Source organism: Ruegeria sp. CI5 (assembly GCF_056536885.1).
Genome location: NZ_JBQFQN010000007.1, coordinates 1 through 11995 on the forward strand (window position 1 = coordinate 1; position 11995 = coordinate 11995).

12 protein-coding genes are annotated in these 11995 nt (G+C 61.7%); all 12 read right to left on the bottom strand.

The genetic code is table 11. From position 1 onward, the window contains the following. Window positions 1–244: 244 nt before the first annotated feature. The gene (locus ACR0BA_RS16790; RefSeq protein WP_222458545.1) at window positions 245–940 is read right to left on the bottom strand and encodes an RraA family protein; all 696 of its coding nucleotides are present in this window, start codon (window positions 938–940) and stop codon (window positions 245–247) included. Further along, on the bottom strand, window positions 937–1632 hold the full coding sequence (locus tag ACR0BA_RS16795) for an alpha/beta fold hydrolase (RefSeq protein WP_222458544.1): 696 nt from the start codon (window positions 1630–1632) through the stop codon (window positions 937–939). The genes ACR0BA_RS16790 and ACR0BA_RS16795 overlap by 4 nt, the downstream gene beginning before the upstream one ends. After that, a complete protein-coding gene (locus ACR0BA_RS16800) occupies window positions 1629–2756 on the bottom strand; it encodes a cobalamin-independent methionine synthase II family protein (RefSeq protein ID WP_480729092.1) in 1128 nt (375 codons plus the stop codon). The genes ACR0BA_RS16795 and ACR0BA_RS16800 overlap by 4 nt, the downstream gene beginning before the upstream one ends. Before the next feature lie 17 nt (window positions 2757–2773). Continuing rightward, complete coding sequence (locus ACR0BA_RS16805) at window positions 2774–3742, bottom strand: cupin domain-containing protein (RefSeq protein WP_170439777.1); 969 nt, start codon at window positions 3740–3742, stop codon at window positions 2774–2776. A gap of 179 nt (window positions 3743–3921) precedes the next feature. Continuing rightward, on the bottom strand, window positions 3922–4911 hold the full coding sequence (locus ACR0BA_RS16810; RefSeq protein ID WP_480729094.1) for a nuclear transport factor 2 family protein: 990 nt from the start codon (window positions 4909–4911) through the stop codon (window positions 3922–3924). Continuing rightward, the gene (locus ACR0BA_RS16815) at window positions 4908–5951 is read right to left on the bottom strand and encodes a LacI family DNA-binding transcriptional regulator (protein WP_480729096.1); all 1044 of its coding nucleotides are present in this window, start codon (window positions 5949–5951) and stop codon (window positions 4908–4910) included. The genes ACR0BA_RS16810 and ACR0BA_RS16815 overlap by 4 nt, the downstream gene beginning before the upstream one ends. Continuing rightward, complete coding sequence (locus ACR0BA_RS16820; protein WP_480729098.1) at window positions 5951–6715, bottom strand: SDR family NAD(P)-dependent oxidoreductase; 765 nt, start codon at window positions 6713–6715, stop codon at window positions 5951–5953. Before ACR0BA_RS16820 ends, ACR0BA_RS16815 begins: the two co-directional genes overlap by 1 nt. After that, window positions 6715–7767: an ester cyclase gene (locus ACR0BA_RS16825; protein ID WP_480729099.1), complete on the bottom strand. Its 1053-nt coding sequence runs from the start codon at window positions 7765–7767 to the stop codon at window positions 6715–6717. Before ACR0BA_RS16825 ends, ACR0BA_RS16820 begins: the two co-directional genes overlap by 1 nt. Then, window positions 7764–9092 carry a histidinol dehydrogenase gene (gene hisD / locus ACR0BA_RS16830; protein ID WP_480729101.1) on the bottom strand — a complete coding sequence of 443 codons (1329 nt, stop codon included), beginning with the start codon at window positions 9090–9092 and terminating at the stop codon, window positions 7764–7766. The genes ACR0BA_RS16825 and hisD overlap by 4 nt, the downstream gene beginning before the upstream one ends. A gap of 11 nt (window positions 9093–9103) precedes the next feature. Further along, the gene (locus tag ACR0BA_RS16835; protein ID WP_480729103.1) at window positions 9104–9634 is read right to left on the bottom strand and encodes an ester cyclase; all 531 of its coding nucleotides are present in this window, start codon (window positions 9632–9634) and stop codon (window positions 9104–9106) included. A 130-nt stretch (window positions 9635–9764) separates the two neighbouring features. Next, window positions 9765–10919: a carbohydrate ABC transporter permease gene (locus tag ACR0BA_RS16840; protein ID WP_170361381.1), complete on the bottom strand. Its 1155-nt coding sequence runs from the start codon at window positions 10917–10919 to the stop codon at window positions 9765–9767. 1 nt (window position 10920) lies between these two features. Then, the gene (locus tag ACR0BA_RS16845) at window positions 10921–11943 is read right to left on the bottom strand and encodes a carbohydrate ABC transporter permease (protein WP_170366152.1); all 1023 of its coding nucleotides are present in this window, start codon (window positions 11941–11943) and stop codon (window positions 10921–10923) included. Window positions 11944–11995: the final 52 nt, after the last annotated feature.

The following is an 11995-nucleotide window of genomic DNA, read 5'->3' on the forward strand; positions in this document are numbered from 1 at the left end:
AATCCTGCTCCCGCAACCAAATCCACAAAATCAAAACACCGAACGAGCCGCCCAAGGGCGGCTTTGCTCGTTCTCCACCGCACACTTGGCACCAACCCAACAATCGCCGACTAACTAAAGAAATGAAACGCGCAATATGCGCAATCGAAGTTCCCAAGACTTAGGCGAAGTTCCCAAGACTTAGGCTACGACCGACCAACCAACCGCTGACCCAGGTCAGCGATCGGTCAGACTAAGTGCACCCTTAAACGCGCGCTTTTTCAAATGCGGCCCAAGCGACTTCAAACTTCTCGTAGCAGAAGCCGGGTTCAGAAGCAGCGCTCAGAATTATTCGTTCGGTTTCAAAGAGTTTCAGAATGGCGTGTTCGAGCTGATCGATCAGATCGGCGGGCACGACAACAGCACCATGCCGGTCCGCATGGATGAGATCCGATGGATTGACTGTCAGGCCGAAGATCGAAACAGGCGTGTCGATTTCTCGGACGTGAACGAAACCATGGCTGGGTCCGATAGAACCGGCGATGACCGGGAATCCTTGCGGCATGTCACCAAGGTCCCGCATGACCCCGTTGGTGAGCGCGCCGGCCATTCCGAACCCTTTGTGCACGGACGTATTGATTTCGCCCCAATAGGCGCCGATGCAGGAGGGAAAATCGACATCCTCAACCACTGCAGCTGAGGGCGTCGGCGCCTCGGCCATATATCTGTAATAGTCCATTCGCCGCTGCCTGATGACTTCCGGCGCTTCGGAGGGCGGTTGCACCGCAGCGATCTTGGCCGTACGGGCAAATCCGACGATTGCGCCCTCGGACGGGGCCGAGCAGAACATCGTGCCACGCGTGAACTGATCAAACCCGCGCTTGCCTTGGGCCATCTCGATGGCGTTGCAGACTGTGGGTGTGTCGACCTTGCGCAGCAAGGCAAGTAGGGACGGTGTCATGGAACCTCCAACCAACGGCGCAACGCCGCTGTGGTTTCCTGGGGTCGCTCGAGGGTGGGTAGGTGCCCCGCACCGATTACGACCTCCAGCGTGCTGTTTCCGAGAAGCTTGTGCATTAGTTCGTGCCGCTCCAACGGACATAGTCTGTCATCCTCGCCGCATAGAACGAGGCTTGGACCTTGATAAGCGGACAAGGTGTCCGTTTGATCCGGGCGGCCCATGAGCGCGATGGACTGGCGAAGAAAAACCTCGGGGCCCAGATCGGTTGCCATGGCCATACACAGGTCCAAAATTGCGCCCTGCCGAGGGCCATCGGCCAGATAGTTCGGCTTCAACTCGTCACGCATGACCTGCCGCAGTCCACCTTGGCGCACGGCCTCCATTTGCGGACCGCGCCGGGTTTTGACCTCGTCTGCTTCGGCCAGCGGGTTCGTGTCCAGGAGTGCCAGCCGTTCAACACGTTCTGGCGCTTGGCGCAGGACCTCCATGGCAACGATCCCGCCCATGGAAAGTCCCGCAAGGGCAAACATCGGCGGCGCGTGGCTCAGTACATCGGCAGCCATTGCCTCGACGCTGTCCTGGGCGCTCAGCGGGTGGGTCATCAACGGCACCCGTCCGGACAGGGCTTCGATTTGCGGCCCGAACAGTCGGGCATCGCACATCATTCCGGGAAGAAGAACCAGGGGCGTCATGCCGATGCCAATCTGGCACCTTCGGCCAGGGAGGCCAGTTTGGCATAGGCGATGTCGGGGTCGACCGCACCGAAGCCGGCAAAAGTGCCAAACCCGCAGTCACTCCCGGCGATGACCCGATCCGGCCCGACGATGTTGGTGAACCGGTCGATGCGTTGCCGCACCAGCTCGGGGTGTTCGATGAAATTCGTTGTCGTGTCTACGACGCCGGGCACAAGGATCTTGTCGTCCGGGATTTCGCTCTTGCGATCCCGGAAGACGGTCCACTCATGGGCGTGGCGCGGGTTCGACGTTTCGAACAGAACATAGCGGGATTTGGTTTCCATCAGGGTCGTGAACACCTGATCCATCGCAATGTCGCAGCAATGCGGGCCTTCGTAGTTCCCCCAGCAGATATGCACCCGGACCCGATCCTGCGGGACATTCTGCAGCGCGTGGTTCAGGGCTTCGACATGCATCTCGGCGATCGCGATGAATTCGGCATCGGAAAGGTCAGCGAACAGCATGTGCCGGGAAAGGGCCAGATCGGGGCAGTCCAACTGAAGATCCAGTCCCGCTGCGACGATCGTTTCATATTCCTGCTTCATCGCATCCGCGAGCGCGGCCAAATAGGCTTCACGGCTGGGGTAGTGGGCGTTCTGCAGAAACAGAGAAATCACCCCGGGCGAGGCGGCGTTCATGAAGCCACGATCGACTCCGTGCTCAGCCATTGCCTGCTTGAGATTGCGGATATCCTTGTTCAGTTCGTCCTGGCCTTTCGAGCGAACGTCGCCCGTGCATTGCGGCCGGGCGTATTGGGGTGTGCCCCCTTCGTTGGCAAGACGTTGCAAAAAACTGGGAAACATCTTCAGGTCCGCGGGGGCATTCCGTGGACTGTCCCCCGAGAAACCTGTGTAGCGGTCCTTTACGTATGTCGCGTACGAGATTTTTGAGGTCTCTCCGTCGCTGACGATGTCCACACCGGCCTCGACCTGACGCCGAACCGTTTCAGACACGGCCTTGGTCATGCAACTGTCGAACGCATCGGCGTCATAGGGCTCGTGCCGCTCGCGCGTAAAGATGAAGTCGACAACTTCCTGGGATCGGGGCAGAGACCCCACATGGGTGGTAAGTATCTTTGTCATGCGGGGTCCTTTCTTGATCAGTTGCCGGTCCAGGTTGCGCCAGCAGGATCGTCGGTCGCGGTGATGCGGTACAACCCGGCCGTTCCGGTCATGGATGGAGTGATGGTATAGGCTTCGCCGGGCAGCACCAGCACAGTATCCCCGCCCGAAATCGTGGTTTCGACATCCTCGACGGTGACCCGCCAATGGCCGCTTGCCGGCATCAGCACGACGGGCTTGGCCGATTTGGTGGGGTCTTGAACACCAGAGCCACGGGTCAGGAAGTCGACCTCAAAGCCGGGCTTGTCCTTGATCAGACCGTTTTCACCGATCACCTTGGCGGGTTTGTCGGCCGCCAGCGCCATCAGGTCCCAGTAGCGGGCCACGTATTTGCCGATCACGGCCTCGACCGGCACTTCGGGATAGGATTTCAGCTGCTCCTCGGTCAGCAGGGGCATGGGCCGGACGTTGTGCGGGAGGTCCTGGCCCTTCTTGCTATCGTAGAGCACGCCGTTGTCACCCAGCATCAACCCATGCGCCCGGGCGTCTTCAATGACCTGAGGTGCCCAGGTTACGCCGCCGCCGGCATCGTCACCGCCCAGAATGGACATGATCATCCCGTAGTCGTCGCCCACGTTCTCGAACCCGCGGAAAATGCCGGTAGGAATGTTGAAGATGTCACCTTCCTCGGCAATGAACTCGCCCGCCGTGCCGTAGCGACCCCAGAAAAACCGCCAGCGGCCCTTGGCGACAAAAAAGACCTCGGCCGTCGTATGGCTGTGCAGCGAGTTGCGGCATTTGGGCGGCTGGCCGGCGGCCCCGATATTGAAGCCGATCTTGTCGGTAATATGAACGTGCTGATCCGGCGACTCCGAAACACCGCCGCCGATGATGGTAAAGTTCTCTTTCTGATCGCTGCCCGGCGTGTGGGCATCAATGAAGGCCGTCTTGCACGGCTTGAGCTCTCCATAACGGACGATGCGTGATGCGATGGTTGATTGTGTCATGGTACTGGTTCCGGATTATGCGTTTGAGGGAATGGTCGGCAGATGCTCGATCACGTTCCCGGAGGCCGCAAATTCAGGCGGCGCGCTCGAAGGCTTTGCCGGAATAGGTGAAAGCGCCGGCTTGCACCGGTCTCGCGCAGGCCACAGGCCAGAACACGATATTCGACCGGAGCGAGCATTCAGACCTCTGTGCCCTGCAGAAGGATCTGCTTCCAGACCGAGGTTTCATCAAACAGGGTGTATTCGCGGCGCAGCTTGGGCTGGCCACTGATCAGTTCACCGAATTCGGCATGGCTGATGCCCAGAACATAGACCTGCGCTCCGGTGGGGGCTCCAAACACCCCCCAGCCGTCATGCTTGCCCCACAGGCTCCAGCGCAGTGCGGCACGGGGTGGCATGTTGGGATCGTCGCGGCCGATCTGGTGCTCGATGCGGAACTCGGCGTTGGGGAAGCTGGCCCGCAATCCCATCCAGAACCGGTCGACCGGGTCCCAACCGTGTCCGGTGACCCCGCCGACATATTCCGACTGCACCGCACGGTCGTATTCAGCCCCGATCGCGCCCATGTCGGCGTTCATGATCCGGGTCAGAATATCGGCATAGCGCTGGCCCCATTCATTGTCGTTGCCTCGACCCTTGTAAGGGCCGGGCTGGTCGATCTCGGGCGCCAGAGGTTTCACGCAGTTTTCCGGCCCGCCCTCGCGAGCGATCAGATCGGCTGCGTATTCCTTGGGGTCCCAGCCCATCTGGCGCACGATAGCCCCCTGATCGCGGATCAGCCATTCATCGTTGATCTGATTGTCGACCGCATGGCAATCGGCCAGAATCCGGTACCGCAGCTTGGTTCCGGTTGGTTTGCCATAGACACCTTCGGCAAGGTGCGTGGCGGTCGAGATAATGCGGTGGGAACTCAGCATCCCCTCTTCGGGCGTGCCCGACCAGATCACGTCTTCGCCCAGAAGCTGCCGGTCGGGAAACTCGGCGAGGGTCGCCATCGTCGCGCCAATGACGTTTTGATTGCCCAGCACGACCGAACCCGGTGAACGGACAACGATGTCGTCGCTGTAATATTCATGCAGCGTGGCGATCCCGCGATCTTCCCAGATTTCCTTGGTGATGCCGATGATATAGTCGGGAAAATCCCGGAATTTGGGGTCAAATCCCTTCATGTGTTAGTCCTTTTCGGGTTCCATCCCTTGGGCAACCGGGCCGAGGTTCGTACGATCAGCGGTCCGTCAATTGCCACCTTGCGGGGTTCAGAAGTCTTGGGCTCTTCGATGTGATCCAGCAGCGCGGCAACCGTTTCCGCGACCATCAGGTTCGCCCGCTGCCGAATCGTCGTCAGATTGTATGCGGGCCATCCGGCAGGGGGCACATCGTCATACCCCACGACCGAGACATCTTCGGGGATGCGCAGGCCCAGCTCAAAGCGTAGAACATCCATGACCGCCAAAGCCATGTGATCGTTGGCGACGAAAACCGCGTCAGGTCGGCGCTCCGGTGCCACGTCGAACATGGTTCGGGCCGCCGCACGGGCATTTTCGGTGTGAAACTCGCCGATCCCATGTGCAAAAAGATCGCTTCCGGCATCGTGCAGTGCGGCAAGGAAACCAGCCTCGCGGTCGCGCTGGGTCGAGGCGCCCTGCCAGCCTGCGATGTAGCCGATGCGCTGGTGCCCGCCCGCCAGCAAAAACTCGGCTACCTTGCGGCCGCCGGCATAGTTGTCCGAGGTTACTGTGGTAATGCCCTCGATATCCTGACTGCGGTTGAACAGCACCACCGGAACGCCCGCCTGCTGGCAGCGCGTGGCGATGTCCGACGACATCGGCACCGAGGCCAGAATGACCCCGTCCACTTGATAGTCGAGGATTTCCTCCATCACGTCGTCGATATTTCCGGCCGAGCGCGAGGCCATGAAGATCAGCACGTGATAGCCATGCTCCTGCAGGCGGTTGGACAGTTTCTCCAACGCCTCGGGATAGAAGTAGTTGTCCAGGTAGCCGACAACCAGGCCGATGATCCGGCTTTTGCCCGACACCATCGCCCGCGCCAGCACGTTGGGACGATAGCCCAGTTCGGCCGCCGCCTTGCGCACCTTTTCCTCGGTCTTCTTGCTGACCGAAGCGCCGGGCGTGAACACCCGGCTGACCGCCGACTGGCTGACGCCGGCCAGTTGCGCAACCTGAAGCGATGTGACCTTGTCCGCCATCAGTCCGCCGTCCATCCGCCGTCGATCAGCATCGACGTGCCGGTGACCAGCCCCGAGGCTTCGGAGGCAAGATAGAGAACCGCGCCCATGATGTCCTCGACCTCGCCCACGCGGTTCAGCTTGATCTTGTCCATGATCCAGGCCGCGCGTTCGGGGTTGTCGAAGGTCGATTGCGTCAGCGGGGTTCGGATGAAGGTCGGGCAGACCGTGTTGATGCGCACGCCCTGCTTGCCCCATTCGATCGCCATCGCCTTGACCATGCCTTCCAGCCCGTGCTTGGTCGCACAATACAGCGCCCTGTCGATGCCGCCGACATGGCCCATCTGGCTGGAAATGTGGATGATCGAACCGGGACGCCCGGCCGCCATCAGCGCCTTGGCCGCGTAGGCCGACAGGAAATAGGCCGAGCGCAGGTTGACACTCGTGACCGCGTCGAAATCCTCGGGCGTGGTTTCGACCGCTGGCCCGTGCCGCGCGGTCCCGGCCGAGTTCACCACCACGTCAAAGGCTTGCGCGTCGAACAGCGCCTGCAAAGCGGTCAGGTCGCCCTGATCCAGCACCCGCCCCTCGGCCGACCAGCCCTGCGCCTGCAGGGCGGACACCGCTTCGTTCAGCCGCTCGGCCCCGCGCGCGGCGCAGACCACATGCGCCCCGGCCTCAGCCAGGGCGACAGCGCAACCCAATCCGATGCCGGAAGATGCGCCGGTGACCAATGCGGTCTTGCCGCTCAGCGAGAACGAAGGGGTGCGGGGCAGTTGGGTCATCAGCTCATTCCATCCGGGGTTCCAATGCGGCCCAGGTTCCGGGCCTTGTTGAATTCCCGCAGGCGGGCAAAAACGTCAACGCCAAGCTGCGCATAGGCGTCCAGAAGATCGACCAGAACCCAGTTTTCGCGGATCCGTCCGTTCTCCAGCCGCCAGAAATCGAGGCTGCGCATGGTGATCCGCTTGCCCGAGGGCGCAATGCCCATCCACCCGTCATGGGTGACGGTCTGGATCATGTTGGGCCAGCCGGTCACTGCCGCGTAATCGCCATCGCCGAAGAAATGATAGGTGATGTCATCGACATATTGCCCGCGATCCGGCATCCCGTTCAGGAACGGGATCTGGTGCCAGTTGCGGAACCCGGCATAGCCGCGCCCGGTGCCGATGCCCGAAGGCCCGTACCAGTTCATGCGCGGATGCCAGAACCGCTCCATCTCCATCACTTCGGGGCCGCCCTGCGAAGGGTGCTTTTTCAGATGTTCCAGCATGTCGATGATGTGCTGGCAGGTGGCGCGGCCCTTGTCGGCGTCATAGGGCCCCGGCACCAGACCGTCCTGCGTGGCCGGGCCGGGCACATGCCATTCGCGGCCCAGGCTAGGCGCCATCGGCCAGGCACGGGCCTGCATCATCACTTCGGGGATGTCCCACAGGGCCTGCATTTCAACGATCCGGCCGTTCTCGAACCGGTAGAACTCGTGAAACCGCATGGTGACCTGATGACCGGTCGGCGGGATGTCCAGCCACGGACCGGTGAAAGTGCCGGTGTAGTAGCCGCCGCAGCCGACCCAGTCGGCGCCGAACTCGTCCGGTCCGGCCATTACGATATAGTCGCGCCGTTCTAGGTCCGGCCAGGCATCCAGCAGGCCCTTGTAGGCCAGATCGTAGAACGCCTCGCTGCCGGTGCTGTCACCGAAGGGATGGCACAGGCGGAACAGGGCGTCGGGCGCGGTCACCTGGGCCAGTGCGTCCCGCACGGCGGATTCGTCGAAATCATACATCGCCGCCCGAAGCGGCGCGATCAGCGCTTTGTGCTGCGTATGCCTGTCACTCATTCGGCGGCATCCCGGTATGGGGCCGGTGCGCCATAGGGCACGTTGATGCCGCCATAGCGGCGCACCCGCACGTTGCATTGTTCGGCATGGCCCACGAACCCTTCCAGCAGACACAGGCGCGAGCCGTACTCGCCGATCAGGGTTGCCGCCTCGTCGGTCAGGATCTTCTGATAGCTGTGGGTCTTCAGGAATTTGCCCACCCACAAACCGCCGGTATAACGCCCGGCCTTCTTGGTGGGCAGCGTGTGGTTGGTGCCGATCACCTTGTCACCGTTCGATACGTTGGTGCGCGGCCCCAGGAACAGCGCGCCATAGCAGGTCATGTTGTCCAGAAACCAATCATCGCGGTCGGTCATGACCTGAACATGCTCCGAGGCGATCTCGTCGGCGACCTGCAGCATCTCGTCATAGCTGTCGCACAGGATCACCTCGCCATAATCCTGCCAGCTGACCCGCGCGGTGTCGGCCGTCGGCAGGATGCCAAGCAGGCGATCAATCTCGGACAGGGTCTCCTCGGCCAGCTTGCGCGAATTGGTGACCAGAACCGCGGGCGAGTTGTAGCCGTGTTCGGCCTGCCCCAGCAGGTCAGTGGCGCAGATCTCGGCGTCGACGGTTTCGTCGGCGATCACCATGGTCTCGGTCGGGCCGGCGAACAGGTCGATGCCGACGCGGCCGAACAGCTGGCGCTTGGCCTCGGCCACGAAGGCATTGCCGGGGCCGACCAGCATGTGCACCGGGTCGATCGTTTCGGTCCCCAGAGCCATGGCGCCGATGGCTTGGATGCCACCCATGACATAGATCTCATGCGCGCCGCCCAGATGCATGGCGGCGATCACCGCCGGATTCGGCTTGCCCTGGAACGGAGGGGTGCAGGCGATGATGCGCGGCACACCCGCAACGCTGGCCGTGGCCACGGACATGTGGGCCGAGGCCACCATCGGGAACTTGCCGCCGGGCACATAGCAGCCCACCGACTGCACGGGGATGTTCTTGTGGCCCAGGATCACGCCCGGCAGGGTCTCGACCTCGATATCGGTCACCGAGGCACGTTGCGCGCGGGCAAAGTTCATCACCTGCTCCTGCGCGAACTTGATGTCGGCCAGTTCGCGGTCTGACATCTGTGCGATCAGGTCGTCGATCTCCTGTTGCGACAGGCGGAACGAGGCGGGCGAATAGTTGTCGAACTTCTCGCTCAGCTCGCGCACCGCGGTGTCGCCACGGGTTTCGATATCCTTCAGGGTCGCCTCGACCACGGCGCGGGTCTTGGCGTCATCCTCGGCCCGGTCTGCGTCGGACTTGCCGCGTTTGAGATACTCGATTGCCATTGTCTTGATCCTCAGTTGTCGGGGCGGGGCGGAGTTTTCTCTCCCCGGTCATATGCTTCCCAGCCGTGGCCCTGGAACAGGTCGACGCCCAGCTGCGCGGCGACATGGGCGAAATCAACGTTCACCCAGTTGTCGACGATCTTGCCGTCGACCACTTTCCAGAAATCCATGTAGCGGATCTCGACCCGCTTGCCGGTGGGCGGGATGCCCAGGAATTCGCCCGAATGGGTCGCCTCCTGCCGGCCGAAGGCCGCGGCCCATTCACCCATGTAAAGCCGCGCCTCGTCGATGCAGACCTTGTCGGAAAACGCGGCCTGGAAGGGGCGCTGCCAGTTGTCCTGAAACTCTTGCAGACCGTTCTTCGTGCCGCATCCCTGGTTGCCCATCCAGCGGAATCCTTCGGCGAAGAACTCGCCGATGTCGTTGATGCGGTGGTCATTCAGGCCGTCGACCATGGATTCGATCACGCGGCGCGTGTCTTCGGTCTTGGTCAGGTCAGTGTCGCGGGTCAGAATCGCTTGTTCAGGTCGGGAACCTTTCATCGTCTTGTCCTTGTCAGGTTGTCAGGGATTGGGGATCGGGGGGACATGCCCCCAAATCCGGGAAAATCCCTGGGCAACCTGTTCAGCGCCGGATGGCGCGTCAGGGCGTTATGGCGGAACCGGCGGCTCATCAGCCTTTGACCGCGCCGGCGGTCAGGCCGCTGACGATCTGGCGCTGGAAGATCATGACCAGGAAGAACAGCGGCGCGGTGATCGACACGGCGGCGGCCACGGCGACGACCTGGTCGGTGGTGGTGGTTTCGCGGTTGAACATGCCGGCGATGGCCGGAACCATGGTCTGGTTCTGCGCGTCCAGCAGCAGCGAGGTCACCAGAAAGTCGTTGTAGGCCAGCAGGAAGCTGAACAGACCGGTGGTGATGACGCCCGGCCACATCACGGGCATGATCACCCGACGGAAGGCCTGGAAGTGGTTGCAGCCATCCACGCGCGCGGCTTCGTCCAGCTCGGCCGGGATGTTTTGGAAGAACGACCGCAGCATCCAGATGGTAAAGGGCTGGTTGATCGCCACCAGAACCGCGATCACGGCAAAGGGCTTGCCGTACAGCGTGGGCGCGTTTTCCCCCAGGATCGGGCGCAGCCATTCGGCCGAGTTGATGAAGACGGGCAGATAGCCCGCCACCAGAACCGAGTGCGGCAGCGCGCGAAACACCAACGCGACAATCAGGATCCAGAACGCTAGCGTCGAGCCCGACCGCGCCAGCCCATAACCCGCCAGCGTGCCCACGGTCAGCGACACGGTCACGACGCCCGCGGTAACGATCAGCGAGTTCTTGAAGTTGTTGGAAAAGCCGCGGTCGATCCAGACGGTCTTGTAGTGCTCGGTCGTCAGACCAACCACGTCCCGCCCCAGCGGGCCGAACAGTGGGTTCAACACGTTCAGAACGGCCGGCAAGATCACGAAAAACACCAACAGAAAACCCATCACCAAGGCCAAACCGCCGATGATCCAGCCGAACCAGGCCTGACCCGGCTTGGTGTAGGTCCTGACCATCGAGGGCAGTGTCTTGGTCGTCGCAATCACTGCGACCCAGATGGTGACGATGCCGAGGATGATGTCGAGGATGGAAAGGCCTTCCCCGGTCGCAAGAGTCGCTGGACCGAAGATCACGTTCAGCGCGTTGCTGTCGAATGCGTCCACGGGTGATTTGAAGCTCATCACCGCGATCCAGAAGATCGGGAAGGCCGCCACCAGGCACCAGAACGCCAGAAACAGGTTCGACGACAGGCGCAGGCCGAGCGGTTGGCGAAGGGCGCGCGAGGACATATCAGTGACCTCCTTTGTGGTCGCGCCATGTCCGGCGCAGCGGTGCGATGAGAAGGATGACGATGCCGACCATGGTCAGCATGGCGCTGGCCGAAGCCCGACTGATCGAACGGTTGCCCGCCTGATCCGGCACGAGGAAGTCATAGGTCAGCCATTGCAGCGAGATGACGTAGCCCTGGCTTGAGAAGCCGACGATTTCTTCGAACACCCGGTAGGAGTCCATCAGATGGATCATCGACACGAAGATGATCAGAGGCATCAGGTGCGGGATGACGATGTATTTCAGGCGCTGCCAGCGGCTTGCGCCGTCGATCACCGCGCTTTCAAGGCTGTCCTGGTTCACGGTCTGAAGACCGGCGTAGAACACGATCGCGGCAAAAGGTGCGACATGCCAGACGCGGTACAGCATCATCAGCAACTCGATCGTCCAGGCCTGCGCGAACAGCGCGATGTCGCGGTTCAGCCACCATTCCAGCAGGGCCGTGAGGATACCGTCGCCGCGAAACAGCCAGTTGATCGAAAGGGCCCCGATGACCGGCGTGATGATGAAGGGCAGGAGCGACACAAAGATCACCGGACCACGTATTGCCGATGCAGCATTGTTGATCACGATGGCGATCAGCAGCCCGGTACCGATCACCAAGGGCAAAGTGATCAAGGTAAAGGTCAACGTAAAGCGCAGCGCCTTCCAGAAATTGATCGTGGACAGCACGCTCCAGCTGCCTTCGCTGATCGCGCGCCAGGCGCGTTCGGGCTCCAGCACGTTGCGATAGCTTTCCAGCCCGACAAACTGGGTCTGCGTGATGATCTCGCCCTCTTCGTCCAGCCTCGGAATGGACTTTTCCTCGGTCACGCAGGTCTGGGTCAGGAAGCCCGGCGTGCAGGTCTCGACCTCGACCGTCTCATAGATGGGCTGGGTGACGTAGAAACTCTGCTTGAACACGCTGACCAGCGGGAAAGCGATAAAGAGAAGCATCATAAAGACAGAGGGGCCGACAAAGGCGGCAAATGTCCGGAAATTCATGGCTCTGCCTTTCTCATGGTTCTCGTTGGATTGGGTGCGGGAGGGTCGAGGC